Annotated in this window: 23 protein-coding genes and 2 pseudogenes; 13 read left to right on the forward strand and 12 right to left on the reverse strand. The window is 71.5% G+C overall.

Translation table 11 applies throughout. The features are described from left to right. Positions 1 to 93: 93 nt before the first annotated feature. The 4 genes from RM479_RS15420 (at position 94) to RM479_RS15435 (ending at position 6510) form a co-directional block, all read left to right on the forward strand. Positions 94 to 1014 carry a hypothetical protein gene (locus RM479_RS15420; RefSeq protein WP_311512413.1) on the forward strand — a complete coding sequence of 307 codons (921 nt, stop codon included), beginning with the start codon at positions 94 to 96 and terminating at the stop codon, positions 1012 to 1014. A 515-nt stretch (positions 1015 to 1529) separates the two neighbouring features. Further along, positions 1530 to 1946: a hypothetical protein gene (locus RM479_RS15425; RefSeq protein ID WP_311512414.1), complete on the forward strand. Its 417-nt coding sequence runs from the start codon at positions 1530 to 1532 to the stop codon at positions 1944 to 1946. 30 nt (positions 1947 to 1976) lie between these two features. Continuing rightward, the gene (locus tag RM479_RS15430) at positions 1977 to 4757 is read left to right on the forward strand and encodes a DEAD/DEAH box helicase family protein (RefSeq protein ID WP_311512415.1); all 2781 of its coding nucleotides are present in this window, start codon (positions 1977 to 1979) and stop codon (positions 4755 to 4757) included. 97 nt (positions 4758 to 4854) lie between these two features. Then, complete coding sequence (locus RM479_RS15435) at positions 4855 to 6510, forward strand: choice-of-anchor I family protein (protein ID WP_311512416.1); 1656 nt, start codon at positions 4855 to 4857, stop codon at positions 6508 to 6510. A 90-nt stretch (positions 6511 to 6600) separates the two neighbouring features. Here RM479_RS15435 and RM479_RS15440 read toward each other — a convergent pair whose 3' ends face one another. Further along, complete coding sequence (locus tag RM479_RS15440; protein ID WP_311512417.1) at positions 6601 to 6891, reverse strand: hypothetical protein; 291 nt, start codon at positions 6889 to 6891, stop codon at positions 6601 to 6603. 456 nt (positions 6892 to 7347) lie between these two features. On the opposite strand from RM479_RS15440, the gene RM479_RS15445 reads away from it, so the two are divergent. Then, positions 7348 to 7758, forward strand: coding sequence for a VOC family protein (locus RM479_RS15445; protein WP_311512418.1), 411 nt, complete (start codon positions 7348 to 7350; stop codon positions 7756 to 7758). 74 nt (positions 7759 to 7832) lie between these two features. Then, positions 7833 to 8153 (forward strand): annotated as a pseudogene (locus RM479_RS15450) (helix-turn-helix transcriptional regulator); the annotation flags it as partial. Here the strand turns inward: RM479_RS15450 and RM479_RS15455 are convergent. Next, the gene (locus tag RM479_RS15455; RefSeq protein ID WP_449590050.1) at positions 8145 to 9569 is read right to left on the reverse strand and encodes an amidohydrolase family protein; all 1425 of its coding nucleotides are present in this window, start codon (positions 9567 to 9569) and stop codon (positions 8145 to 8147) included. The pseudogene RM479_RS15450 and the gene RM479_RS15455 overlap by 9 nt on opposite strands. A gap of 12 nt (positions 9570 to 9581) precedes the next feature. Between RM479_RS15455 and RM479_RS15460 the strand changes: the two genes are divergently transcribed. Beyond that, positions 9582 to 10208 (forward strand): glyoxalase, encoded by a 627-nt coding sequence (locus tag RM479_RS15460; protein ID WP_311512420.1) that lies wholly within the window; start codon positions 9582 to 9584, stop codon positions 10206 to 10208. Positions 10209 to 10316: 108 nt separating this feature from the next. Here RM479_RS15460 and RM479_RS15465 read toward each other — a convergent pair whose 3' ends face one another. After that, the gene (locus RM479_RS15465) at positions 10317 to 11564 is read right to left on the reverse strand and encodes a pyroglutamyl peptidase (RefSeq protein ID WP_311512421.1); all 1248 of its coding nucleotides are present in this window, start codon (positions 11562 to 11564) and stop codon (positions 10317 to 10319) included. A gap of 583 nt (positions 11565 to 12147) precedes the next feature. Here RM479_RS15465 and RM479_RS15470 point away from each other — a divergent pair. From RM479_RS15470 to RM479_RS15490, 5 genes are all read left to right on the forward strand, one after another. Next, entirely contained in the window at positions 12148 to 12873 is a 726-nt protein-coding gene (locus RM479_RS15470) for a DUF4397 domain-containing protein (RefSeq protein WP_311512422.1), read from the forward strand. Between the two features lie 328 nt (positions 12874 to 13201). Beyond that, positions 13202 to 13591 (forward strand): class F sortase, encoded by a 390-nt coding sequence (locus tag RM479_RS15475; protein WP_311512423.1) that lies wholly within the window; start codon positions 13202 to 13204, stop codon positions 13589 to 13591. A gap of 43 nt (positions 13592 to 13634) precedes the next feature. After that, positions 13635 to 14198: an RNA polymerase sigma factor gene (locus RM479_RS15480; RefSeq protein ID WP_311512424.1), complete on the forward strand. Its 564-nt coding sequence runs from the start codon at positions 13635 to 13637 to the stop codon at positions 14196 to 14198. Then, entirely contained in the window at positions 14185 to 14466 is a 282-nt protein-coding gene (locus tag RM479_RS15485; RefSeq protein ID WP_311512425.1) for a hypothetical protein, read from the forward strand. The genes RM479_RS15480 and RM479_RS15485 overlap by 14 nt, the downstream gene beginning before the upstream one ends. A 384-nt stretch (positions 14467 to 14850) precedes the next feature. After that, positions 14851 to 15852, forward strand: a complete 1002-nt coding sequence (locus tag RM479_RS15490; RefSeq protein ID WP_311512426.1) for a DUF389 domain-containing protein — start codon at positions 14851 to 14853, stop codon at positions 15850 to 15852. Positions 15853 to 15935: 83 nt separating this feature from the next. Here the strand turns inward: RM479_RS15490 and RM479_RS15495 are convergent, their stop codons facing one another. The 5 genes from RM479_RS15495 to RM479_RS15515 form a co-directional block, all read right to left on the reverse strand. Further along, positions 15936 to 17834, reverse strand: a complete 1899-nt coding sequence (locus RM479_RS15495; RefSeq protein WP_311512427.1) for an alkyl/aryl-sulfatase — start codon at positions 17832 to 17834, stop codon at positions 15936 to 15938. Between the two features lie 217 nt (positions 17835 to 18051). Beyond that, positions 18052 to 18342: a LapA family protein gene (locus RM479_RS15500; RefSeq protein WP_311512428.1), complete on the reverse strand. Its 291-nt coding sequence runs from the start codon at positions 18340 to 18342 to the stop codon at positions 18052 to 18054. A 354-nt stretch (positions 18343 to 18696) separates the two neighbouring features. Further along, positions 18697 to 19584, reverse strand: coding sequence for a cytochrome c biogenesis CcdA family protein (locus tag RM479_RS15505; protein WP_311512429.1), 888 nt, complete (start codon positions 19582 to 19584; stop codon positions 18697 to 18699). Next, a complete protein-coding gene (locus RM479_RS15510) occupies positions 19581 to 20162 on the reverse strand; it encodes a redoxin domain-containing protein (RefSeq protein ID WP_397222303.1) in 582 nt (193 codons plus the stop codon). Before RM479_RS15510 ends, RM479_RS15505 begins: the two co-directional genes overlap by 4 nt. A 34-nt stretch (positions 20163 to 20196) precedes the next feature. Continuing rightward, complete coding sequence (locus RM479_RS15515) at positions 20197 to 20433, reverse strand: hypothetical protein (protein WP_311512431.1); 237 nt, start codon at positions 20431 to 20433, stop codon at positions 20197 to 20199. A 166-nt stretch (positions 20434 to 20599) separates the two neighbouring features. Here RM479_RS15515 and RM479_RS15520 point away from each other — a divergent pair. Beyond that, positions 20600 to 21103, forward strand: a pseudogene (locus RM479_RS15520) (NmrA family NAD(P)-binding protein); the annotation flags it as partial. A gap of 123 nt (positions 21104 to 21226) precedes the next feature. On the opposite strand, the gene RM479_RS15525 reads toward RM479_RS15520, so the two are convergent. The 4 genes from RM479_RS15525 to RM479_RS15540 form a co-directional block, all read right to left on the reverse strand. Then, positions 21227 to 22513, reverse strand: coding sequence for a cyanophycinase (locus RM479_RS15525; RefSeq protein ID WP_311512432.1), 1287 nt, complete (start codon positions 22511 to 22513; stop codon positions 21227 to 21229). A gap of 125 nt (positions 22514 to 22638) precedes the next feature. Then, positions 22639 to 23853 carry a M20/M25/M40 family metallo-hydrolase gene (locus tag RM479_RS15530; protein ID WP_311512433.1) on the reverse strand — a complete coding sequence of 405 codons (1215 nt, stop codon included), beginning with the start codon at positions 23851 to 23853 and terminating at the stop codon, positions 22639 to 22641. Next, the gene (locus RM479_RS15535; RefSeq protein WP_311512434.1) at positions 23853 to 24620 is read right to left on the reverse strand and encodes an amino acid ABC transporter ATP-binding protein; all 768 of its coding nucleotides are present in this window, start codon (positions 24618 to 24620) and stop codon (positions 23853 to 23855) included. Before RM479_RS15535 ends, RM479_RS15530 begins: the two co-directional genes overlap by 1 nt. Next, a complete protein-coding gene (locus RM479_RS15540; RefSeq protein ID WP_311512435.1) occupies positions 24620 to 25549 on the reverse strand; it encodes an amino acid ABC transporter permease in 930 nt (309 codons plus the stop codon). Before RM479_RS15540 ends, RM479_RS15535 begins: the two co-directional genes overlap by 1 nt. Positions 25550 to 25557 lie beyond the last annotated feature (8 nt).

Genomic DNA, 25557 nt, shown 5'->3' on the forward strand with positions numbered 1-25557 from the left:
GCGCGTGGCCGCCGGCCGGGTGACCGGACACGACCCCGGGGAAGGAGAGAGCACGGCCGGGCGGAGAGGCCGACCGGCGCGAAGGGGACCCGTATGCCTTTCCTGATCGCCACCGAGCCCGGTCGCGTCGACCGGCCCAACGAGGACTTCGCGGCGGTGACCGCGCGCTGCGCGGTGGTACTGGACGGGGTGAGCGGGCCCCTCGACGGTGACGGCGGCTGCTCCCACGGGGTGGCCTGGTACGTCCGAAGGCTCGGCGCCCTGCTGCTGGCGGGCGCCGACACCGGTCGACCGCTGCGTTCCGCGCTGGCCGAGGCGATCACGGCGACCACCGCCCTGCACGCCGGCACCTGCGACACCGCGCACCGGGACACCCCCTCGGCGACGGTGGCGGCCGTCCGGATGACCGGTGAGGGCCTGGAGTACCTGGTGCTGTCGGATTCGGTACTGCTGGTCGCCGACCCTCGCCCCGTGGCCCGCGCCGGCAAGGCCCTTCGCGCCGATGGGCGCCACGGCGCCCCCCATCCGGCGGGTCGGCCGACGGGAGACGGCCGCCCCGCGGGGCGGCCGACCGTGGCGGACGCCCCGAACGTCGGCGATCCCGTGGCGGTGGACGGGGTCGGCCTGGTCGCCGACACCCGGCTGGACGCCCTCCGCGCCGACCTGCTCCGCCGTGGCGAACCCGCCGGGGCGATCCGCGCGCTGCGCGGTGTGCCGGGCGGATTCTGGACGGCCGGTTCCGACCCCAGGGCGGCCGACGAGGCCCTCACCGGAACAGCCGCGGCCGGCCCCTTCGCCCTGATGACCGACGGGGCCACCCGGGCGGTCGAGGTGTTCGGGGACCTGGATTGGGGACAGGCCTTCTCCTTGGTTTCGGACAAGGGGCCGAGGGCGTTGATCGAGCGGGTGCGCGCCCTGGAGGCGGCCGACCCCGAGGGGGGTTCCCACCCCCGGGGCAAGGTCCGGGACGACGCCACCGTCGTGTTCTGGGAGCCGGAAGCCCTCGTGCGCTAGGGGGGTTCGCGCGAGGTGACGGAGCACGCGCGTCGGCGAGAGCGTGTCCGTGCCGAGGCGGGAGCCGGGAATCCGGGACCTTTGAACCCCGTTTTCGGGTGTCCGAAATAGGGGTATTCGGATTTCTCTCTGCGTGGTGATCATGATCCACACACACCGTCACCAGGTGGGACGCATGTCATGGGCATTGATCATCGGCGACGTTTTTCCAGTGGATTCAGATCACATTCAATGGATTTCTCCTGAAAAATTCAGAGAACCCTCGGGCGCCCTTCGCGCGTCACACCACCGTGTGGCGGAGAACGCCGAGATGCCCACGCCACAGGCGCTTTCGCCTGTCGTGTTCATCCGGTAGATTTCCCGGTAACCGAACAGTCGGGGTTACTCCACAACGTCCCCACCCGGCTCGGTGTTCTCTTCGCACACCACTGCTCATACGCGCGCCCTTCGGCACCCCATACCCGGAAGAACGATTGACCACCTTCCTTGAAGCGAGAACCGGAAAAGGAGACGGCGTGACCCCCACGGGCGTCCTTGAACCGACCGGCCCGAACCGCGCCCTCAACGGCACCGGATGGCTGGATCGGCTGCTGTCCACCCCGGTGGTCACCCCCGTCGAACGCTCCCGCCCGCTGCGCGACATCGACGGCTACGAACACCGCCCCAACCCCCTGCACGCCCGCACCGCCGCCGGATTCCTGCTCACCATGCGCCGCTACGTGGTGTGGGCCGGCGACTGGTCCTACCGGGAGCTGGAGTACCTGTGCGGCGGAGCGGTCAAGCACACCACCTTCCGGCAGGTCCTCGAAGGGGACCGGCTGCCCAGGTACGTGTTCCTGATGGCGTTCGTCACCGCCTGCGCCGGCGAGGACGAGGCCGAACGGCGGCGCTGGGTCGCCGCCTGGCAGCGGTTGCGCCTGACCGCCGATTGACCTCTGGCCCCTCCTCGCTACCGTGGACGGGTGTCCTCACCCCAGGTGGATCATCCGGCCGGGATACTCCGGCCCTATCAGCGCGCCGCGTTGACGGCGGTCCAGGACCGCTGGTCGAACGGCCACCGGCGCACCTGGATCGTGCTTCCGCCGGGTGCGGGCAAGACCCTCGTCGGCCTGGAGGCCGCCCGCCGGCTCGGCCGCCGGACCGTCGTCCTCGTGCCCAACACCGCCATCCAGGGGCAGTGGATCCGCCAATGGTCCGCCCTGTGTCCGGACGACGACCGCACCGCCGGCGCCGACCGCGACCTCGCGCACCACGTCAACGTCCTCACGTACCAGTCCCTGGCGGTGTTCGACCCCGAGGCCGAGAACGATGAGGAAGGGCGCGGGACCGCCCCCGTCCGCGATCGACTGCACCCAAACGGGCGGGCCCTCGTCGCCGCCCTGCACGACGCCGGCCCCCTCACCGTCCTGCTCGACGAGTGCCACCACCTGCTCCAGGTGTGGGGCCGGCTCCTCTCCGAGATCCTCGACGAACTGCCCGACGCCCGCGTCATCGGTCTGACCGGGACCCCGGCCACGAACCTCACCACGGCCGAGCGGACGCTGGTGGACCGCCTCTTCGGCGAACCCGTCACGGGCGCCTCCATCCCCGCCCTGGTGCGGGACGGCTACCTCGCCCCCTTCGCCGAACTCGCCTACCTCACCGAACCCACGCACACCGAACTCGTCTACCTCAAGGAACAGGGTGAACGGTTCGCCCGGATGTGCGACGAACTGCTCACCCCGGGCTTCGCCACCACCGACCTGCTGCCCTGGATCGACGCCCGGTTCGTCCACCGGGACATGGCCGAGGGCGGTCGCCTGCCCTGGTCGCGGATCGCCGCCGCCGAACCCGACCTGGCCGCCGCCGTCCTGCGCCTGCACCACATCGGACTGTGCGCCCTCCCCGAGGGCGCCCGACCCCTTGAGGAACACCGTCGGCCGCCCACCGCCGCCGACTGGATCGCCGTCATCGACGACTACGCCCGGCGCTGCCTGGACCCCGGTTCCGCCCACGACCGCGCGGCCCGCGACCGCCTGCGCGCCGCCCTGCCCGCCGTCGGCCACCACCTCACCCGCAACGGTGTCCGACGCGGCGTGTCCCCGGTGGACCGGGTACTGGCCCGCAGCGATTCCAAGGCCCACGCCACCGTCGAGATCCTCGCCGCCGAGCACACCGCCCTGGGGGACCGTCTGCGCGCCCTCGTCCTGTGCGACCACGAACGCGCGTCCTCCCGTCCTCCCGCCGCGCTGCTCGGCATCCTCGACGCCGACGCCGGATCGGCCCGCCTCCAGCTCTCCACCCTGGTCGGCGACCCCCGTACCGGGCACCTGGACCCGATCCTGCTCACCGGTCGCACCGTGGCGATGGCGCCCGGTACGGCCATGGTCTTCCTGGAGTCGATCCGTGCCGAACTCCCGGACGCCGGGCTCGTCGCCGTCGACCGACCCGACGGCCTGTGCGACATCGAGGGCTCCTGGTCGTCCCGCACCCGGGTCGCCGTGGTCACCCGGTTCTTCGAATCCGGTGGCGGCCGGATCCTGGTGGGCACCCGCGCCCTGCTCGGCGAGGGCTGGGACGCGCGGGGCGTGAACACCGTCGTCGACCTCACCACCGCCACCACCCCCACCGCCGTCGTGCAGAGCCGGGGGAGGGCCCTGCGCCTGGACCCGACCTGGCCGGACAAGACCGCGCACACGTGGACGGTCGTCTGCGTCAGCCGGGATCATCCGCGCGGGGACGCCGACTGGGAGCGGTTCGTCCGCAAGCACCAGGGCTACCTGGGGGTGGACGCCGACGGCGAGGTGATGAGCGGTATCGCGCACGTCGACCCGTCGCTCTCGCCCTACACCCCGCCGGACGACCTCGACGCGGTCAACCTGCGCATGCTCGACCGGGTCGGTCGCCGCGACCTCACCCGCGCGCGCTGGCGCATCGGCGAACCCTACGAGGACGCACTCCTGCCCACCCTGCGGGTCCGCCGCCCCCGCCCCGTCACCGTCCGCGGCGTGGACGTCGCCCTGCCCGACCCTCCCCGGGTCCTGCCCGCCGAGCGGGGCGTGTCCCTGTCGGGCGCGTCCCCCTCGGACCCGCCGCCGAGGTCGTTCCCGGACATCGTCATCCTCCTGGGGATCATCACCACCCTCTCCCTCGTGCTCGGACTGCTCGCCCCCTGGAGCCTGATCGCGGCGGTGATCGCCGTGGCCCTCGTCCCCATCGCGTTCCGGGCCCACGCCGCGGCGCGCGTGCGCCACGCGCGGGAACTGCTCGCCGACGCGGCCACGCCCGACGACGCGATCCGCTACGCCTGCGTCGTCGCCGACGCCCTTCGGGGGACGGGTCGGTCCACGACCGGCGCGGCCGGGGTGCGCGTGCACATCGACACCGACGGCGTCTACCGCTTCACGCTCCCCGACGCCGCGGAGGAGTTCGCCATCGCCCTGGAGGAACTCGTCGGACCCGTCGTCGGCACGCCGACCCACCTGGTCCCCCGGCCGTTGCCGCCCGCCCCCACCGAGGAGAACGCCCGCGCCCTTCTCGACGGCGACCTCCCCGCCAACCCGGTCGTGTACCACGTGGTCCCGGCCCTGTTGAGCCGGAACCGGCTCCACCGGGACGCCTTCGAGCCCGCCTGGGCCCGCTGGATCGCCCCGACCACCGTGATCCGTACCGACACCGATCCGGGGGCCACCATCCTGGCCGCCCACTACGGTTCCTCGCCGATCGAGGACGCCGTCACCGCCCACCGCCTCACCTGGTCCTGATCCCCGCTGCTTCACCCGGCCGACACCGGCCGTTCGGGCGAGCCTGGTTGGCTTCCGCCCGGGCGCGCTCGCGCCCGTTCCCCCGGAAGGAAGCACCATGCGCAAGACCACGGCGGTCGCGACGGCGTTGACCGTCGCCCTCACGGGAGCGGCGGCCCACGCCGACGAGCGCTCGGACGGCACCGCACTGTCGCCGCTCGGCACCTACGCCACCGGCGCCTTCGACCGGTCCGCGGCCGAGATCGTCGCCCACGACCCGCGCCACCAGCGCCTGTACGTGGTCAACGCCCTCGCCGCCACCGTCGAGGTCGTCGACATCTCCGACCCCACGGCCCCCACGAAGCTCTTCGACCTGGCCGCCCCGGGGGTCCCGGCGGCCGACGGCTCGGTCGTCGAGGAGGGCGTGGTCGCCAACTCCGTCGCGATCCACGGCGACACGGTCGCCGTCGCCGTGGAGGCCGCCGACGGCACCGATCCCGGCTGGGTGGTCTTCTACGACACCCGGGGCAACGCCCTCAACGCCGTCCGGGTCGGCGCCCTTCCGGACATGGCCACCTTCACCCCGGACGGCCGCCTCCTCCTCGTCGCCAACGAGGGAGAACCGAACGACGACTTCACGGTCGACCCCGAGGGCTCCATCAGCGTCATCAAGGTGAACCGCCGTCCGGCCTCCGTCACCCAGAGGGACGTGCGCACCGCCGACTTCCGCGCCTGGGACGAGGGCCGTGAACTCCCCGAGGGCGTCCGCGTGTTCGGTCCGGACCTGTCCACCGGCGAACCCGGCACTCCGGGCCGGGTCGCGCGCAATCTCGAACCCGAGTACATCGTCGCGGACACCGCCCACAGCGCCTACGCGGTCCTTCAGGAGGCCAACGCGTTCGCGGTCATCGACCTGCGCACCGCCGAGGTCACCGAGATCGTGCCCTTCGGCCTCAAGGACCACATGGAGCCGGGCAACGGACTCGACGCCTCCGACCGCGATGGCGCGATCCGTATCGAGAACCTCCCGGTGTACGGGATGTACCAGCCCGACGGCTTCGACTCCTACCGGCATGAGGGCCGTACCCTCCTGGTCACCGCCAACGAGGGCGACGTCCGGGAATGGGGCGACTACGCGGAGGGGGTCCGCGTCAAGAACCTCGAACTCTGCGAGGACTCCCCGCGCCTGCGGCCCTACCTCGACGCGAACGGCCTCACCCTCGCGGACCTCCAGCGTGACGAGAACCTCGGCCGCCTGACGGTCTCCGCGGCCGAAGGGCTCACCGAGGACGGCTGCCACGACGAACTCCACGCCTTCGGCGGTCGCTCCTTCTCGATCTTCACCACCGACGGCGAGGTGGTCTTCGACTCGGGTTCCGACTTCGAGCGCATCACGGCCGAGGCGAACCCGGACTTCTTCAACTCCAACCACACCGAGAACACCTTCGAGACCCGCAGCGACGACAAGGGTCCCGAGCCCGAGGGCGTCACCCTCGGCGTGATCGACGGCCGCACCTACGCCTTCGTCGGTCTGGAGCGCGTCGGCGGCGTGATGGTCTACGACATCACCGACCCCGAGGGCGCCGCCTTCGTCGACTACGTCAACAACCGGGACTTCTCGGCGACCCCGGGCACCCCCGAGGCCGGTGACCTGGGCGCCGAGGGGCTGACCTTCATCGCCGCCGAGGACTCCCCGCTCCCGGGCGTTCCCCTCCTCGCCGTCGCCAACGAGGTCTCCGGCACCACCACCCTCTTCCGCGTCGACCTCCCCTGATCTCCGGGCCCGGGCCATCGGCGGTGCCGAACACGACCGGTGGCCCGGGTCGGCGGAGGGTCCGCCGGACCGGAGGACGGTCCGGGCCGATCAGTGGGGGAACCCTCGGAACTGGTTGAACTTCATGTACTCCAGCATCTTGAAGAGCGCGTAGAACTTGATCAGTCGGGCCCTGTCGTGCAGGTTGATCTCGCCCGTCGCGGTCGAGAGAAGGACGCCGTCGAAGGCGTCGATCTCGGCCGTCCCCGAGTTCTCGACGAAGTCGGCGATCCGGGCGAACGCCGTGTTGTCGTCCAGTTCGAGAAGTCGACGAACGGCCATGACGGAGGCCGTGCCCTGCGCGACCTCGCCGACGCCTTGGAGAAAACGGATCCAATCCACGGTCGAAACCTTTCGGTGAGAAGGTTCTACGGCGTTGGTTCTCTCCGCCTCGGAATTCCTTTCACGGCTCATCTCCCGTTGCGTGCGGGTGTCGGGTCCGAAGGCGTGTCACCGGGGCGGGGGTGGGGTTTCTCCCTGGGGCGGGCGCAGGGGAGCGGTCCTCGGTCGTGGGATGACCCGCCATCTCGTCCCTGTGGACAACGGGGCGTCCGTGAAATGAACATACCCATTGCGGCGAATCGAAGACGCGAATAAGGAGAAGAAAGCCATTTCCGCTCGGCGGACGTGATGCCCACGCCGCCAACGGTGGTGCGGGAGTTCCCCCCGTGTCGAAATCAGGTTCGATATCCGTTTCCGTGGAAGGCCCGCCAAGGGCGCCCGGAGCGGGGGAGAGGCGCCCGGGGTCGATCAGGGATCCAGAAGCGCGCGTCGGGACGTCGCCCTAGTCTGGTCGGCATGGACCTCACGATTCACACCAGTTTCCTTCCGCACGACGACCCGGACGCGTCCCTGGTCTTCTACCGCGACGTCCTCGGCTTCGAGGTCCGCGGCGACGTCGGCCAGGGGCGAATGCGCTGGATCACGGTCGGCCCCGTCGACCGGCCCGACACGTCGATCCTCCTGGCGCCCCCGGCGGTCGACCCCGGCATCAGCGAGGACGAGCGCCGCACCATCGCGGAGATGATGGCCAAGGGCACCTACGGCTGGATCCTGCTGGCGACCCGGGACCTCGACGTCACCTTCGACAAGGTGCGGGCCCAGGGGGCCGAGGTCGTCCAGGACCCGACCGAGCAGCCGTACGGCATCCGCGACTGCGCCTTCCGCGACCCCGCGGGCAACCTCATCCGCGTTCAGGAGACGCGCTGAGCCGCGCACCGGCGGAAAGGAGCCTCCCCATGTGACGTCCCTCGTGGGGCCACGCCCGCGCCGAAGCGCAACGCCTGGACGACCTCGCCCTGACGCGCCGCGTCCGTGACCGGTGGGAGCGCGCGCGGCCGTTGAACGTCGAGACGCTCGCCCGCGGGACGCACGTGTCCGCCGGTCATCTCAGCCGACGGTTCCGGCAGGCGTACGGCGAGTCCCCGTACCCGTACCTGATGACGCGCCGCATCGAGTGCGCGGCGGCGCTGCTGCGACGCGGCGACCTCAGCGTCACCGAGATCTGCTTCACGGTCGGCCGCTCGCCCCCGGGCAGCGTCCCCGTCCCACCGGGCGAGCACGCCCTCCGCCGTCGTCCCGCCCCGGCCGCGCGGTCAGTCCCCTGCCCGGGTGAACGCCGCCTCGCCGTCCTTCCAGACCTGCCGCACCATCGCCGGCAACGAGGCGAGCCGCGCGGTGCCGGTGAGCTCACCGTCGAGCACGACGGCGTCGGCGGCGTGCCCCGGTGCGAGCCTGCCGACCCGCGCGTTCCGGATGAGCTCGCCCGCCAGGGACGTGCTCGCGCGCAGTACCTCCTCCAGTCCCATGCCGACGTCGGCCATCAGCGCGAGCTCCTTGAGGTTCTCGCCGTGCGGACCCACCCCCGAGTCGGTGCCCATGGCGACCTTCACGCCGGCGGCGACCGCGTTCGCGACCGACTCCCGGTGGGTGTCGACCACCCGGTGGGCCTTGTCGATGACGGCCTGCGAGAGCCCTGATCCCGGCCGCTCCGCCCGCTCGATGACCGCGAGCGGCGCGGAGAGCGTCGGCACGAGGTAGGCGCCCCGGTCGAGCAGGAGTCCGATCGCCTCCTCATCGAGGTAGATGCCGTGCTCGATCGAGCGCACCCCGGCCCGCAGAGCGCTCTTGATGCCCTCGCTGCCCTGCGCGTGCGCCATGACGTACGCGCCCTGAGCCGCGGCCTCCTCGACGATCACACGGATCTCGTCCTCGGTGAACTGGGAGTGCCGCGGGTCGTCGGCGGGGGAGAGCACACCACCCGTGGAGCAGATCTTGATCTGATCGGCCCCCGCGCGCAGGATCGAGCGCACGGTCTTGCGCACCTCCTCGACGCCGTCGGCGACACCGGAGGGACGCCCGGCGTGCGGTGCCAGCATCGGGTTCTCGGCCCCCGAGGGCAATCGCATGTCGCCGTGCCCACCGGTCTGACTCATGATGGTGACCGCGATCCGCAGGCGGGGCCCGGGGATGACGCCCGACTCCACGGCCACCTTGGCGCCGAGGTCGGTGCCGCCCGCGTCGCGCACGCTGGTCACACCTGCTCTGAGCGTGCGCCCGAGGTGCGCGGCGGAGTCGTAGAACTGGAGGGAGAACGGCTCGGCGAAGGAGTTGAGCGAGCCCGCGTGCCGCGCCGTCATGTGCACGTGGAGGTCGATGATGCCGGGGATGACGGTCTTACCGGTCGCGTCGACCGTGCGCGCGCCCGGGTGTCTCTCGGTGAGTCCCGGACCCACATCGAGCACGGTGTCCCCGGCGAACGCCACGTCCGCACGCGGGAGGAAGGACTCGCCGTCGAAGACACGGGCTCCGGAGATGATGACGGTGGCTGCTGACATGTCTCTTCTCGCTCCGTACTCCCGCCGCGCTTCGAGGGTCCGTCGTGTCCGCGCGCGACGGGGGTCGCGCGGCCGGCGGTGCCCCACGTTCTCGCACCGGCTCGTCGGGGGCACGGCGGGGGTGGCGAAAACGGACGCGTGACCGGTCAGGAATCGAGAAGCGCCGGCGGTGGGTCCTCCCATAACGTCGTGGTCATGACGAACATCGCCTCCATCACCCTCGACGCGACCGACACCGAGGCCGCCGACCGCTTCTACACCGCCGCCTTCGACCTGGGCGGGCTGCTCCGCCTGCGGGCCGCGGACGCGCCCACGACCGGGTTCCGCGGGTTCACCCTGTCGCTCATCACGTCCCAGCCCGCCGACGTCGACGCCCTCGTCGAGGCCGCCCTCGACGCCGGCGGCGTCGCCCTGAAGCCCGCCGCCAAGTCGCTCTGGGGTTACGGCGCCGTTATCCAGGCCCCGGACGGGGCCGTCTGGCAGGTGGCCACATCGAGGAAGAGGAACATCGGCCCGGCCACCCGGAAGGTCGACGAGATCGTGCTCCTGCTGGGGGTCGAGGACGTGACCGCGAGCAAGCGCTTCTACGTGGAGCGAGGGTTGAGCGTGGGCAAGGGCTTCGGCCGCTCCTACGTCGAGTTCGACACCGGCCCCGGCTCCGTCAAGTTGGCGCTCTACCGTCGCCGCGCCCTCGCCAGGACCATCGGCGTCTCACCGGAGGGCAGCGGCTCGCACCGCATCATGATCGGAGGCGGCATCGGGTCCTGCACGGATCCGGACGGTTTCGCGTGGGACGCCCCGGCACCGGCCCGCACGCCTTGACACCGGTCCGCGCCTTCCGGCCGGCCGTCATCATCGACGGTGTCGTCCGGGGGGGGGCCGCCCCGACGCACACGGTTCCTCCGGTGCGCCGGGACCGCGCCCCGCGTGTCACGGCCGAACGGCGACCGCGATGATGTCCTCCACCTGACCGACGATGGCGGCCCGGTTCTCCTCGAACTCCGGATCGGTGACCTCGTCACCCGGCCCGAAGGACAGCACCGGGGTGTGCACGTGGCCCGCGGGGACGTCCCGCCCGGTGGCGTCCCGCAGCAGGGTGTTGCGATAGGCGATCTCGTTGGACAGGTAGTCGCCCCCGCCGCCGGCGCGTGCTCGGGAGCCCGGGGTCGGACCGTCCCATCGCACGACCTCCTCCGTCTCGCCCTCGGGGATCTCGACCACCATGGTGTTGTCGAACACGGCGAACGGCGCCCCGTCCGTCGCCTCGACGATCGCGGCCCGGTCCAGCGAGGAATCGGACCACTGCGGTTGCGGGGCGACGGTGGGGACGTCCTCGGGCACGGGGATCAGGCCCTGTTCGCCCGCACGCTCGTTGTCCTCGAAGCCCCCTCGCCAGGCTCCGTTGTGCGCCTCCAGGTCGAATCCCTCGCCCCCGCCCTGACTGATGGTGATGACCGCGTCGGCCGGACGGTCGCCCGTGTAATGCGGAAGCAGGGCCTCCTCCACCATGCCGTCGGAGAAGTCGCGCCAGCGCACGGGGAAGAGCAGAGCCTCGACGACCGCGAGGCCCTCACCGGTCTCGATCACCGCCCCGTCCAGGGCGAGGGCCGCCGCACCGGAGGGGTTGGCCTGGCGGATGTCGCCGTCGAGGCCGAAGGGGTCGAAACCGGTGACGACGACGCGGAGCATCGCGTCCTCGCGGTGGCCGGCGGAGAAGTCCGCGTCGTGGTGCCCCCGTGAGCGGCGCTCCAGGTCGGCCACGAGCGCGGCACGGTCGTCCCGGTCGAGCGTGAACCCCGGTTCCCAACGGTGGAGCGCGGAGGTCATGCCGAGCCTCGCCCAGTAGAGCGGTCGGTCGTCCCCGGCGCTCAGGTCCCCCTCGGTCCCACCGGCCCCGCCGACCCGGTCGACCGCGGCCCGCCAGAGCGCGTCCCCGTGGCGCTCGACGACCGCGGCCGCGTGCTCGGCGTCGTGGGCGGTGCGCAGTTCCCGGGTGAAACGGTCCACGGCAGGCGCGAAACCCGACCTGTCCAGAATCTCCTGGGGGACCTCCCCGGCGGCCCGAGCCTCCTCCACCGTCACCGCCTGATCGGTCTGTGTCGAGCCCACCAGGGTGAGGGCGAGGACCGGGAGCAGTGCCGCCGCCGTGGCACGGGGGATCGTGCGCGGGACGCGCACGCCCCGTCCGTTCCGTTCGCCTGATCCGTTCAACGACGTGCCCCTCTTTCCGTCTCGACGCACGGGTCTCCGCGCGGCGTCCTGGTCTCGCCGTACGACCGGTGTTCCGGGACCGCCCCGTCGCGCCCCGACCCCGGTGTACGGAGGACTCCATGAGTTTCCGGGATCGACCGTCGTGCCCATCGGAGGTATCGCGGCGGGTCACGTGATCGGTTCGACCCGTGCGCTCGCACGCCCCGGTCGCCGTCCCGCCCGCACCCGGTGGGGTCGTCCATGCCGCCGTCGTCCCCGACACCGCTTCCGTCCTCGATGAGGCCCCTCCCGGGGGAAGGGCCTCTCGGTTCCCGGGGGCGAGGTCACTTCGAGAAGTCGGTGTTCCGTGTAAACACATCCAAAAACCGAGGGACAACGCATCCGATACGCCCTCCGCGAGAGAAGAGACGGTGAAACCTGAAACCGGCTGCTCGAACCGGAGGTCACGATGCAACGCTTTCTCTGGACTGTCAGCGGTGTCACCGTCGCTGGTACGGCCCTTCTGCTGAGTTCGGCCGTACCGGCCTTCTCGGATTCGCAGGACGCGCAGGTGTCCGTCGTGCACGCCGTGCCCGACGCGGCCGTCGACGTCTACGTCGACGGCGACGCCGTTCTGGAGGATTTCCAGCCGGGCACCGTCTCCGACACGCTCACCCTCCCCGCGGGTTCCTACGACCTGAAGGTCACGGAGGCCGGGGCGGGAGCCGATGCGGAGGCGCTCGTCGAGGCCGAGGGCGTCGACGTGCCCGCGGGTGCCAACGCGAGCGTGGTGGCCCATCTCGACGCCGAGGGCGACCCGGCGCTCACGCCCTTCGTGAACGACACCTCGCGGATCGACGCGGGTGACGCCCGGCTCACGGTGCGGCACACCGCAGCCGCCCCCGAGGTGGACGTGCGCGCGGACGGAGAGGCGGTCATCGAGGGGTTGTCCAACCCCGACGAGGAGACACTCGAAGTGGGCGCCGGTACGATCTCGGCCGATGTCGTCCTCGCCGGAACCGACGATGTGGTGATCGGCCCGGCCGACCTGGACCTGGCCGAAGGCGACAACACCGTCGTCTACGCCTGGGGAAGCGCGGAGGACGAGAACCTCGACCTCATCGTGCAGGTCATCGATGGTATGGGTTCCGCGCCCGAAGGCGTGCCCGGCGGTACGGGCGGAGCCGCGGACGGTTCCGCCACCTGGACCGCCGTCGCCGCGCTGCTCGGCCTGGCCGGGGCCGCGGTGATCGGGTACACGCTGCGTGAGCGGTTCACCCTGCGTCGCCGGGTCTAGGCGCATGGAGTCATCGGCGAACGCCGCACGCGGGGACCTCCCCGCGTGCGGCACCTCCATGGAAACCCCTGTGGGACATCCACGGTTCCTCTCCGCGTTCGGAATGTCGCTTCTGGCCGCCTCGGCCGCGATCCTGATCGGTGCGCCCACCGGACCCGGTGATGTCGGAGCCCGGCCCGGCGGTCCCGGAGCCCCGTCGGAGAACCCCCCGGCCCCCTCGACCGCACCCTCCTCGGGCGCACCCCGAGAAGAACGGGAAACGCCTGCGGAACCGGAGAGACTGGTCTCTCGCGACCTCGGACTGTCCGCACCGGTCGACCCGGTCGGCGTGGACGCCGACCGCCAGGTCGACGTGCCGGCCGACATCACACGCGTGGGCTGGTACCGATTCGGACCGAGGCCGGGGTCCACGACGGGGTCGGCCGTTCTCGTCGGACACGTCGACTCCGCCGCGCAGGGTCACGGGGCCCTGTGGCCACTGGGCGAAGCGGAGGTGGACGACGTGGTGGAGGTCGAACTCTCCGACGGGACCGCACACGACTACCGGGTCGTGGCGCGAGAACTGATCGACAAGGAGGAACTGCCGACCGAGGAGATCTTCGCTGACCACGGTCCGCCCAGGCTCACCCTTATCACCTGCGGAGGGAATTTTGACTCAAAAATAACTTCGTACAGTCATAACGTCGTCGTCACCGCTGTTCTCGTGGAATCGCCGTGAGCGGTAGAGGGCGAACGATCAGAAGCGATCTAAGATTTCCCTCATGAATTCGAACACCGCCGAGTTGGATGACGACGAGCTGGCGCTCGCCTTTTCCACTGGTGATCAGTTCTATCTGGCCGAGGCCTATCGGAGGTGGTCACCCCTGGTCTACGGGATGGCGCGCAAGGCTTTTCCCGATACCCACGAAGCCGAGGACATCACCCAGCAGGTGTTCGTCTCCGCCTGGCGTGGCCGCGCGAACTACGACCCGCGGTACGGAAGTCTGGCGGCGTGGCTGGTGGGCATCACCCGGCGGCGTATCGCCGACCGGTACGCCGCCGTCCAACGTGACCGCCGCTCGTTCTCGGCCATCGTCGCGCAGCCCTATCAGACGTGGGTGGACGAGGAACACCGTCTGGCCTTGCGGCTGACCCTGCAATCGGAGCTGGCCCGGATGAACGAGCCCTGTAGGTCCATACTCAGGCTGGCGTTCTTCGAGGGGTGCACGCACAGTCAGATCGCTTCTGTGCTGTCCCTGCCCTTGGGAACGGTGAAAAGCCACATCAAGCGTGGCCTGCGCCTTCTGCGGGCCAGGCTGGAGGAGGTGGAGGGTGGAACACCCTGACGCCGACCGTCTCGCGGCCCTGGCCGCGCGGTTGGAGGCACCCGTACGAGCAGAGCAGGCGCACATCGAGGGATGCGCGCACTGCGCCGAGGAAGTGGAGCGCTTTCGCGCGACCATCACGTTGATGACGTCGGGGGACCGGGAGCCTCTCGTCAGTCCTCCCGAGCGGGTGTGGGACCGCGTACTGGCCGAACTGGACATGGACGAGGTGCCGGAGCCCGACCCCGGCAGGGTCGGTCCCGACTCACCGGCGGGCTGTGGTCGCTGACCGCTCGGGGGCTTCGTCCGTGACGTTCCCCGGCCGGCGCAGCCCGACCGATCCGGTAGGTGGCCACTTCGACGAAGAGGAACACCGGCCCGGTCACCCGGAGGGTCGACGAGATCGTGCTCATACCGGGGGCTTCGGCCGCTCCCGCTCCGGGGTCGACACCTGCCCCGGCTCCGTCAGCGGCGGTACGGCCGCCGTTCCACCGGCGAGGCCGGCGGCCGGTCGGATGCCGTGTGGCGGGGCGCAAGGAACCTCCGGCCCCGGTCCCGCGGGTCGGGCGGTTCCTCCACCGTCTCAAGGCGCCGCATCCGGCAGGATGAGAACCCCCGGACCCTGCCGTGGTGCCTTCGGTGTTTTCGCAGATCGCGTCACGATACTCGACACATGCTCAGTGGAATCCTCGAACGCGTCCTGCCCGCCTCACAGCTACGCGCCTCGGACGACCTGGTGCACGACCTCGACCTGTCGACGGGCGACAGCCGCGCCAAGAGGTCGGCGTTCTGGACGATGTTGACGTTGTCGGCGCTCATCGCCGCCGGAGGCGTGCTCACCGACTCCACGGCCACGGTGATCGGGGCGATGATCATCGCACCCCTGTCCACCCCCATCATGGGGATCGCCCTGGGCATCGTCCGCCAGGAGCGGACGGGAGCGGTACGGACGGTCGTCCTGGGCTGTCTGCTGGTGATCGGCGTCGGTGTGGTGTTCTCCCTTGTCGTTCCCGGGAGCTACGACCTGATGAAGAACGGTCAGGTCGCCGGGCGGACCTCACCCGGGCTGCTGGACCTCGTCTCCGCCCTGGCGACCGGGGCGGCCGGAGCGGTGGGCCTGGCCCGCCGTGACGTCGCCGCCGTCCTACCGGGTGTGGCCATCGCGATCTCCCTGGTCCCTCCCCTGGTGGTCGTGGGCGTGTGCCTGGGCCAGGGGGCGATGTGGCCGGCGGGAGGCGCGGCGTTGCTGTTCCTGTCCAACCTGCTCGCGCTGGTCTTCGCGGGAATGGTGGTGTTCGCGGCCTCCGGCCACGGCGTACCGCCCGAGGCACGGGACACGCGAGCAGGGCGCAGGACGCGCCTGGTCCTGGGCGGACTGTTCGCGTTCGTGTTCGCCCTGCTGGCCGTCAACACGACCGTCACCGTACTGATCGCGGTGTGGACGCACCGGGTCGAGGAGGCCGCCGACCGCTGGGTCTCCGAGCGGCCGAACGCCTCGGTGACCCGCGTGTACACGGTCTCACGGACGATGTACGTCGAGGTGCGCGTCCAGGAAGCGCCGCCCCCGGTCGACGCCCTCCTCGCGGATCTGCGCGGTCGGGTGCCCGACCGGCTGACGGTCGTGGTGGAGACCACCCGTGGCGAGCGTGTCGAGGCCGGTCCGGTCGGTGGATGACCACGGCCGCCGCGACCGGGCGGAACGGCCGGGAACGGGCTTCCCGGCCGCGGACCCTCCCGCTGAGAACGGGTGTCCTCTGATCAGGGTGTGACGATCGGGAAGTCGGGGCGCGGCTCGTCGAGGACGGACATCAGCCTCTGGATCACCCCCGTGTCCCCCTCGTGCTCCAACCCGTCCGGTTCCCCCGTGGCGAGGAGCTCCAACAGTTGCCGCTTGGTCAGGGTCAGGCTCAGGTCCGCACCCCCGCCCTTGGGGTCGGGGTAGTGGATGAGCACCCCGTTGGAGAGCATCGCCCGGTACCGCTCGCCGCTGTCGGTGATGTTCAGGTCCAGGGACAACTCCTCCTTCCACGCTCGCGGTCCGTCCACTCGGATGGCCACCGAGTCGAGCATCTGGGTGACGCTGAGCGCGGAGGCCATGCTCTCGGCCAGGGCGATGGCCGTGGGCGGCACACCCTCCCGCAGTTCCTTGGCCCCGACCAGGAAGAAGTTGCGCCATGTGGCGCACTCGGCGCCGTGGCCGAGCCGGGTCAGCACCTCCGCCAGCAGTTCCTTGGCGTCGTCCCGGCCGGGTTCGGCGAAGACCGCGTGTGAGGCCAGTTCGGCCGCGAAGCGCAGGTCGCCCTCGTCGGCGAAGGAGCGTGCCCGGTCCAGCAGGGCCTCGATCCCGCCCATGGCGCGGGCGTAGCGTTCCCCCTGGGCCTGGGGCGGGTGCTGCCACAGGTGGGCGGGGTTGCCGTCGAACCAGCCCATGTACCGCTGGTAGACGGCCTTGACGTTGTGCGAGATCGAACCGTAGTAGCCGCGGGCGCTCCAGGCCTCTTCCAGGCCGGGCGGTATCGGCAGTTCCTCGGCGATCTCGATGCCCGTCGAGCCCTTGTTCATCATCCGGAGCGTCTGATCGTGCAGGTAGGCGTAGACGTCGCGCTGTTCGGCGAGGAATCCGCGGATGTCCGCCGGGCCCCAGATGGGCCAGTGGTGGGAGGCGAAGACGACGTCGGAGTCGTCGGCGAACAGTTCGATGGTCTCGTTGAGGTACCGCGACCACATGCGGGCGTCACGGACCTGGGCGCCACGGAGGGTGAGCAGGTTGTGCAGGGTATGGCAGGCGTTCTCGGCGGTGCACAGGGCGCGTCTGTCGGGGAGGTGGAAGTTCATCTCCGCCGGGGCCTCGGTGCCCGGCGTCATCTGGAAGACGAACCGGACCCCGTCCAGGGTCTCCTCCTGGCCGGTGCGGGTGATCTCCAGGGTCGGGGGGATCAGTCCCACCCTGCCCTGGGAGGTGCCCGGCCCCAGGCCCACGCCCACGAAGCCCTCGGGGCCGGTGTCGAGGGCGAAGGCGGTGAAGTACATGCCGCGCCGGATCATCGCCGTACCGGCGTAGACGTTCTCCGAGACCGCGTGTTCCATGAAGTGCTCCGGCGCCACGACCGGGACCTTGCCGGATTCGACGTCGGCCTCGTCCACGACGCCGGCCACACCGCCGAAGTGGTCCAGGTGCGGGTGGGTGTAGATGACGGCGGTGACCGGGCGGTCCGAGCGGTGCCTCCGGTACAGCTCCAGGCCTGCGGCGGCGACCTCTTCTGAGACCAGGGGGTCGACGACGATCACGCCGGTGTCACCCTCGATAAGGGTCATGTTGGACAGGTCCATGCCGCGGATCTGGTAGATCCCCTCCACGACCTCGAACAGGCCGTTGATCGCGGTCAGCCTGCCCTGGCGCCACAGGTGCGGGTGGACGGTCGGCGGGGCGGTCTCGTCCCCGTCCAGGAGGAAGGAGTGGTCGCGCAGGTCCCAGACGGTCTTGCCGTCCTCGCCGGTGACGTGCTGCGGGCCTGCGGCGATGAACCCCCGGTTCGCGTTGTCGAAGTCGGTGGTGTCCTCCAGGGGCGGCCCCGCCACGCCCCCGTGGTCGTCCCCCGACCTGGTCGGTCGGGGGACGCCCGCGGTCCTGCTGTCGGTCTCGCCGGCACGCGCCATGAACCCCTCCTCGGTGTGCTGTTCGACCGCCGGTGGGCGCCGGTGGTCTGAGAGTCCGGGGGCGGACCTACCCGAGGCGCACCTGAGTCAGGGCCAAGGCACGGTCAACATCCGCTTTGCCGGAAAACGGGGCGCTCTCCTCTCCGGGGGCGGAACCGGCGGTGGCTCCTCCCCGGGTGTACCGAGGCCGGCCGGTCTGTCCGGGTGGGCCGCACGGTCACCTCCCGCCCGCCGCCTTCCGCCTCCTGCGTTCCGAAGGGCGTAGGAGGAGCCCGATGAGCAGGCCGACCCCGACGGCGACGGTGAGGACGGCCCACAAGGGCGCCACCAGGGAGATGAGCAGGACCTGGATCTCGGTCGAGTCCCGGTTCTGGGCCACGAAGAGGACCGCCACGACGAGCAGGACCAGGGCGATCCACACCCGGGGCGGGATGGAACCCGCGGAGAACCTCCGCCCTGATGTGCCGTCCCCGCTCACCGCGTCGTCCGATGGTGTAGAAGCGGTCATCGAATCGCCCCCCGTGTCTCAGAACGATGCCGTCATGGGCGCGGGACCGCCCGGCGCGATGGCGCGTCCCGGTGACGGGCCCGGCCCGCCGTCGGCCCATGACGGACCTTGTGCGTGTACGGCATGCCCGGGTCGCACCGTCCCCGAAGAGCAGGAGAAGGCCAACTCTTCCCTTGGAATGGGCAAGGGACCGGCCCTTCGAGGGCCGTCGAGACGGAGCCCGACGAACCGACGCCGACGCGCTGGACGGCCGTCTCCGTTCCTTTGCCGCTTGCCTTCCGGCACGGGAGCCGCCGGACGCCCCGTACGGGGAGACCGATGATGGCGTGGGTCCGGGTACCCGCTCTGGGGCGGTCATTCCTCCGGGACGGGAGCGGTGGGCCGGTCCGCCGGGTCGGCTCGCCGGCGGCGGAGCAGGACCACGGCCGCCACCGCGATCAGCAGGGCCAGGGCGAGCGCGATCCATCCCGCTCCGATGTCCTGGAGCAGGCGGGCGAGTTCGCCCTGCCAGCGCACCGCGGTGCCCACGACCGGATCGGTGCCGGCGGCCCCGGACAGGACCCGTAGCTCGAACCATCCGTAGTAGGTGACGTAGGCGCCGGCCAGGACCAGCAGGGCGCCGCCGGCGCGGGTCACGTACGGCAGGGCCGAGCGCAGCCGGGAGGCCACCGAGTCCCGGGCCAGGGCCACGGCGACGGTCAGGGTGCCCACGACCAGGCCCATCCCGGCCGCGTAGGTCGCGAACACCCCCACCATCCCCAGGGCGCTGGTGGTGCGCAGGGCGCTGGTGGTAAGCGCCAAGAACGGGCCGATGGTGCAGGACAGGGACGCGATGGCGTAGGTGACGCCGTAGGCGGTGGCCCAGCGCAGGGAGCGGACCGGGCGGCCCGGGGAGGGCCGGGGCATGAGGAACCCGATCTCGCGCCCGGCCAGCAGCCACGCGCCCATGCCGACCAGGGCGACCCCGATGACCACGGTCGCCCAGGGCAGGTGGCGTTCCAACGACAGGGCGAGGGGGACGGCGACCAGGCCGAAGGCGGCGAACACGACGGTGAACCCGCCCGTCATCGCGGCCGTGGTGGCCAGCGCCCGCCCCAGGGGGCGCAGGCGCCCCCCGGCGCCGGTGTCGTCGTCGGAGGCGACCAGGAGTGCCAGGTAGCCGGGGAGCATGGCGAACCCGCACGGGTTCAGGGCGGCCAGCATCCCGGCCACCAGCGCGATCGCGAACGGGAGCTGGCTCATTCGGCCAGCGGCCCGGCGTTGACGTGGGCGTCCAGGTCGTCCTCGGTCAGGGTGCCGGCCACGGTCTCGAAGGTGCCGTCGGGGTTGACGAACGCGAACGCGGGCTGGCCCACGACGCCGAAGTCGGACCAGATGGTGCCGTCCTCGTCGACGATGTGGGTCATGTGGTCGGTGCCGGTGTCGGTGGTGAAGGCGTGCATGTCCTGGACCTCGCCCAGGCCGGCCACGCCGATGAAGTCCACCTGTCCGTCGTAGCGTTCGGCGGCCTCGGCGATACCGCTGGCCTCACCCCGGCACACGCTGCACCACGGCGCCCAGAACCACAGCACGAGCGGCTCGCCCGCCAGCGCGGTGGAGGCCAGACCCTGCCCGTCCAGGGTCTGGGCGTCGAACGCGGGCAACGCGGACTCCACCGTCTCGGAGCCGGTCTCGGTCTCGGGCCGCGTCTGCTCGACCGTGCTCGCCTCGGGTTCGGGTGCGGACTCGGGTTCGGGCTCGGGGGCGGAGCAGGCCGCCAGGCCCAGGGCCGCGACCAGTGCGGTCGCCGCGGCGGTGAAGGAGCGGGGGTCCGTTTTCATCATCACCTCAGGATGTCGGTGTCGGGGTTGAAGGTCACCATGCGAACCGGAACGTGTCCACCTGGTCGACCGGAGTGAGCGCACCGCCCGCCGGTTCGCCGTCCACGGCGCGGCCGGAGATGTACCAGCGGCTCCCGATCCGGTGGTCGGTGAAGGAGCCGCCGTCCCGTTCGAAGGTGGCTCTCCGCTGTCCAGGGTGGTCGTGGCCGGTGTCCTGACCGAGGCCGGACCCGTCGAGGGGGTCGGCACGCCAGGGGGCGGCCCGCCACATCCCTGCCCTTTCGGGGCCGGGTGCGATCCCGCCCGTATCACCGGACCACCGGCCTTCCCTGTTCGTTCACCACGGGATTCGGATCAGAGGGGCGCGGGGAGACCCCGCCCGCGACTTCGTGATTTTTTCGTTATAGAAGCCGTGACGCCCTCTCCGCGCCGGCGGCACCGGATACACCATCCTGCGCTGCGGGTTCTTCATGCAGAACCTGTGCCGGGCCGTATCCACGCACGGGGTGGACATCGTCGAGCGCGGTGAGCTGTTCGTCCCCGCCGGCCGGGGACGGACCGCCTTCCTCGACGCCCGGGACGTGGCCGAGGCCGTCCGCGTCATCCTGAGGGATCCCGCCGCTCACACGGGGCGTACTCTGACCCTCACCGGCCCCCGGAGCCTGGACATGGACGAGGTGGCATCGGTGCTCTCGACGGCCCTGGAACGGCCGGTCCGCTACACGAGGCCGGACCCGTTCCGCTTCGCCGCGCGCCTGCTCCGACGGGGCGTGTCCTGGGACACGGTGGGTTTCATGACGATCGTGTACACGCTCACCCGCCGGGGCGGGAACGACACCCTCACCACGACGTTGCCCGAGCTGCTGGGGCGTCCGGCCACCACGATGGAGGAATGGGCCCGGGATCACCGGACCGTCTTCGACGAGCGCGCCTGGACCTGAACCGCTCGCGGGCCGGGGCCTCGCGGCCGACGGGGACACAGCGCCGCCACGGGACAGCGGCCGGCGGGGTGCCGGGCACGGGGGCGCCCCCGTGCCCGGCACCCCGCGAAGCGGACACCATCGCTATGCGGGCCCGATGTCCACCCTGATACCGGTGAACGACACCGCCCCGTCCCCGCCCACGTACGCGGCGGAGCGAGAGTCCAGGGAGAGGTCGACGCGCAGGCGGGGCCGTCGCTCGTGGGACAGGCCGTAGGCGGCGGTCAGATCCGAGACGGAGAGTTCGCGGGCCAGCCTCAGCATCTGCCCCGGTTCACCGGAGCGGGCGTCCGGGGACGAGAAGACATCGCGCCCGACACGGATCCGGCCGGGCTCCGACGCCGGGGCCGACTTGTCGTCGGCCGGAACGGCCGTCCAGGTGTCGGCCCGGTAGGCGTCGCCGTGGGTGAGAGAGGTCCACCGCACGTCGTCGGCGGTCCACACGCCCTGGTGGGAGCCGACCGACGCACCGCGCAGGTCGAGGACGTGCACGGCCCCCGAGCCGACCACCCGGAATCGGCCGTCGGGCGAGGCGACCAGGGCGGTGTCCTCGTCCACGCCGAACACCCTCTCCTGCCCGGTGTCCAGGGCGAGCCTGGCCATCCGGCCCTGTCGGCCGCGCTCGGCGAAGTGGGTGTCGACCAGGCCGTGGGTGAAGAACCCGAACCCTCCCCGCGGCAGGTGACCGAGGACGGAGGGGTCCTCGAAGTACCCGGGGCGGGAGCCGTCGACGATCCCGGGATGGCTGTCGCCTCCGGTTACCATGGGGCCTGCCTGCTGGATGGCGGCTCCGGCGCTGGTTCCTGCCACCACGGCGCCCTGTGCGGCGCGTGCGCGGATGGCCGAGAGAACGGCGCTGTCCTCGTGCCGGTCCCCGCGCAGCAGGGTGGTGACGTAGCGATACTGGTCGCCTCCGCCGAAGAAGAAGCCGGTCATGTCGCCGACCCGTGCCGCGATCTCGGCCGACTCGGCGTTCTCGACGTGGTCCAGGTCGACGGGGATCCACTCCGCGTCGCCGGCTCCGTGGCCTTCGAGGAGGTCGGCGTAGTAGTCGCCGTTGCAACGGCTGTTGTTGCAGTCGGGTGTTCCCGCGTCGGGGTCCTGGGACTCGGGCACGGAGGAGGCGGTGATGACGCCGATGCGCGCGTCCTCGCCTCCCGCGAGCCGCACGATCTCCTCGTAGACCCGCTCGTCGGACAGCGAACCGCCGATCAGGATGACGGGTCCGGCGGTCGGCTCCGTCGGGCGCGGCCCGGCGGAGCCTGGCTCGGCGGTGGCCGGGGCAGCCGGGCCCAGCAATGCGGTCGCCAGCGCGGCTGCCGCGATCACCACCGCTCGGCGCGGCGGTGTCGGGGGGTGGGTCGTGGACATGGGCATCCTTTCGGGAGAAAGGGGGCCGCCGTGGTCGGCGGGCGGCCCGGGGCGCCGTCCCCGTGGTGTCCCGCGCCGTGGCGCGGGACGGGGGGAGGCTCCGGAACACGCTTCCGGGGCCCGGTTCAGCTCTGGACGGCCGAGGCCCCGCGGGTGCCGGATCCGAGCACACCCCCGTCGGCCGTCCACAGGATCAGTTCCGCGAGCAGGGCCGTGCGCGGGGCCACCGAATCGAGGTCGAGCCATTCGTCGGGGCCGTGGTCGCCGCCGCCCACCGGGCCGAGTCCGTCGAGCACGGGGATCCCCCGTGCGGCGATGAGGTTGGCATCCGCGCTGCCGCCCGTCGACACCGCCGCCAGGTCGACCCCGGCCTGTTCGGCCAGCGCCAGGTAGTGGTCCCGGAGCAGGGTGTCGCCCGCTCCGGGGGACCATGGCGGGGCCGGCGCCACCACGGCGGTCTTCGCCTCGACCCCCGGCACCAGGACGTCCGAGGCGATGCGGTCGATCGCGTCGAGCACGGCCGTGTAGGTGGAAGGCAGGTCGGCGCGCACGTCCAGGACGAGGGTCGCCGTGTCCGGGACGACGTTGGGCCGGTGGCCCGAACGCATGACGCCGATGTTGATCCCCGCGTCGGGCCAGCGGCCGTTGAGCCGTTCGATCCGGACGGCGGCCCGGGCGCAGGCCAGCGCGGCGTTGGCCCCCGCCTCGCGTTCGATGCCCGCGTGGGCGGCGCGCCCGCGGAAAGTCACCTCCACGTCGGCGACGCCCTTGCGGCCGGTGACCACACTCCCGTCCTCCCGCGCGCACTCCAGGCACAGGGCCAGGTCGGCCCCGTCGGTGAGCGAGGCCAGCAGGGGCCGGCTGCCGAGCGAGCCGATCTCCTCATCCGGTCCGCAGTAGAGAACCAGGTCTCCGGCACGCAGGCGGGGTGCCGCGATCTTCATGGCCGTGATGCCCGCCAGCAGCCCGCCCTTGTCGTCGCAGACGCCCGGCCCCCTGGCCCATCTGCCGTTCTCGACGGTGAACGGGCGCCGCGCGGCGGTCCCCCGTTCGAAGACCGTGTCCAGATGGCCGGCCAGGAGGAGGGTCGGTCCGGGCTCGGGCCCGCTCAGTCGGCCCACGACCGCGTGCCCGAGCGGACCGCCGTCCGGGTGGCGCACGGGGACCCGCTCCACCTCGGCCCCCGCGTCGGCGAGGTAGCCCGACACCAGGTCGCCGACCGCGTCGACGCCGCCGGGGTCCAGCGACCCGCTGTCCACACCGACCAGGGCGCGCAGGCGTTCCACGTACTCGGGCAGCAGTTCCCGGGCCTCGTCGTGGATCGGTGTCACCGTGCCCATCACAGGACCTTCGACAGGAAGGCACGGGTGCGCTCCTGACGGGGGGAATCCAGCACCGCGGTCGGGTCGCCCTCCTCCACCACGACTCCGCCGTCCATGAACACGAGGTGGTCGGCGACCTCGCGGGCGAAGCCGATCTCGTGGGTCACGACGATCATGGTCATGCCGTCCCGGGCGAGGTCGCGCATGACTTCGAGGACCTCGCCGACCAGCTCCGGGTCCAGGGCGGAGGTCGGCTCGTCGAAGAGCATCAACTCGGGGCGCATGGCCAGCGACCGTGCGATCGCCACCCGCTGCTGCTGCCCGCCGGACAGGTGGCCGGGGTAGGCGTCGGCCCGGTCGGCGAGGCCGACCCGGTCGAGCAGTTCCAGGCCATGGCGACGGGCCCGCTCCACCGGTTCGCGCTTGACCTGGACGGGGCCCTCGATGACGTTCTCCAGTGCCGTCATGTGCGGGAACAGGTTGAACCGTTGGAAGACCATGCCGATCTCGCGCCGCTGGGCGGCGATCTCGTGCTCGCGCATCTCGTACAGTCGGTCGCCGCGGTGGCGGTAGCCCACGAGGCGGCCGTTCACCCACAGGCGTCCGCCGTTGATCTTCTCCAGGTGGTTGACGCACCGCAGGAAGGTCGACTTGCCCGAGCCCGAGGGGCCCAGGACACAGCAGACCTCTCCCGCGCGCACCTTCAGGTCGATGCCCTTGAGGACCTCGGTCCTGCCGAAGCGTTTGCGCACGCCTTCGGCGGCCACCATCGTCTCGCGGTCCATCAGATCCTCTCCCCGCGGCCCAGGAGACGGGAGACGGTGCCCGTCGACCCCGTGCCGAATCCGCGTCCGAAGCGCTTCTCCAAGTGGTGCTGGCCGAGCGAGAGCAGGCTGGTCAGCACCAGGTACCAGAACACCGCCACCGTGAGCAGGGGGATGACCTGGAAGTTCTGGGCGTACACGTTCTGGACGGCGGTGAGCAGGTCGCTTCCGCCGATGACCGAGACCAGCGCGGTCATCTTGAGCATGTTGATCGTGTCGTTGCCCATGGGCGGGATGATGATCCTCATCGCCTGCGGCAGGACGATGCGGCGCAGGATCTTCACCGGCCCCATGCCCAGCGCCTGGGCGGCCTCGGTCTGCCCGCGGTCCACCGAGAGCATCCCTCCGCGGATGATCTCCGCCGCGTAGGCCACCTCGTTGAGCGCCAATCCCAGCACCGCGGCGACGAACGGGGTGATGATCATGCTCGTGGGCTGGTTCACCAGCGCGATGTCGGTGAAGGGGATGCCGATGAACAGGCGGGGGTAGAGCGCGCCGAGGAAGCCCCAGAAGATGATCTGTACCAGCAGGGGGGTACCGCGGAAGAACCACAGGAACACCCAGGCCACCGTGCTCAGCACCGGGTTGGCCGACATCCGCATGGCCGCGACCACGATGCCGCCCACCACACCGATGGCCATGGCGACGACGGTGAGGACGATCGTGATGCCGATGCCCCGGAACACGAAGTCCCGGGTCAGGTAGCTCAGGACCAGCCGGATGTCCAGGTTCGGGTTGGTCAGCAGCGACCACAGCAGGGCCGCCGCACACGCGCTGACGGCCGCCGCCGCGACCCAGCGCCCGTAGTGGCGCACCGGGACGACGGTGAGTTCGGCGGCCGGGGGCGGGGATTCGGTCGCCGGGGTCGGCGGCGCGGTCGGGGCGTGCATCGTGGTTC

Source organism: Nocardiopsis lambiniae (genome assembly GCF_031845465.1).
GTDB classification, from domain to species: Bacteria; Actinomycetota; Actinomycetes; order Streptosporangiales; family Streptosporangiaceae; genus Nocardiopsis; species Nocardiopsis lambiniae.

Bases quoted from the DNA above. Each gene is read 5' to 3' on its own strand.
- RM479_RS15420 (WP_311512413.1), top strand. From the start codon at position 94: ATGCCTTTCCTGATCGCCACCGAGCCCGGTCGCGTCGACCGGCCCAAC.
- RM479_RS15435 (WP_311512416.1), top strand. From the start codon at position 4,855: ATGCGCAAGACCACGGCGGTCGCGACGGCGTTGACCGTCGCCCTCACG.
- RM479_RS15445 (WP_311512418.1), top strand. From the start codon at position 7,348: ATGGACCTCACGATTCACACCAGTTTCCTTCCGCACGACGACCCGGAC.
- RM479_RS15455 (WP_449590050.1), bottom strand. From the start codon at position 9,569: ATGGGAGGACCCACCGCCGGCGCTTCTCGATTCCTGACCGGTCACGCG.
- RM479_RS15460 (WP_311512420.1), top strand. From the start codon at position 9,582: ATGACGAACATCGCCTCCATCACCCTCGACGCGACCGACACCGAGGCC.
- RM479_RS15480 (WP_311512424.1), top strand. From the start codon at position 13,635: ATGAATTCGAACACCGCCGAGTTGGATGACGACGAGCTGGCGCTCGCC.
- RM479_RS15490 (WP_311512426.1), top strand. From the start codon at position 14,851: ATGCTCAGTGGAATCCTCGAACGCGTCCTGCCCGCCTCACAGCTACGC.
- RM479_RS15495 (WP_311512427.1), bottom strand. From the start codon at position 17,834: ATGGCGCGTGCCGGCGAGACCGACAGCAGGACCGCGGGCGTCCCCCGA.
- RM479_RS15500 (WP_311512428.1), bottom strand. From the start codon at position 18,342: ATGACCGCTTCTACACCATCGGACGACGCGGTGAGCGGGGACGGCACA.
- RM479_RS15505 (WP_311512429.1), bottom strand. From the start codon at position 19,584: ATGAGCCAGCTCCCGTTCGCGATCGCGCTGGTGGCCGGGATGCTGGCC.
- RM479_RS15510 (WP_397222303.1), bottom strand. From the start codon at position 20,162: ATGAAAACGGACCCCCGCTCCTTCACCGCCGCGGCGACCGCACTGGTC.
- RM479_RS15515 (WP_311512431.1), bottom strand. From the start codon at position 20,433: ATGTGGCGGGCCGCCCCCTGGCGTGCCGACCCCCTCGACGGGTCCGGC.
- RM479_RS15525 (WP_311512432.1), bottom strand. From the start codon at position 22,513: ATGTCCACGACCCACCCCCCGACACCGCCGCGCCGAGCGGTGGTGATC.
- RM479_RS15530 (WP_311512433.1), bottom strand. From the start codon at position 23,853: ATGGGCACGGTGACACCGATCCACGACGAGGCCCGGGAACTGCTGCCC.
- RM479_RS15535 (WP_311512434.1), bottom strand. From the start codon at position 24,620: ATGGACCGCGAGACGATGGTGGCCGCCGAAGGCGTGCGCAAACGCTTC.
- RM479_RS15540 (WP_311512435.1), bottom strand. From the start codon at position 25,549: ATGCACGCCCCGACCGCGCCGCCGACCCCGGCGACCGAATCCCCGCCC.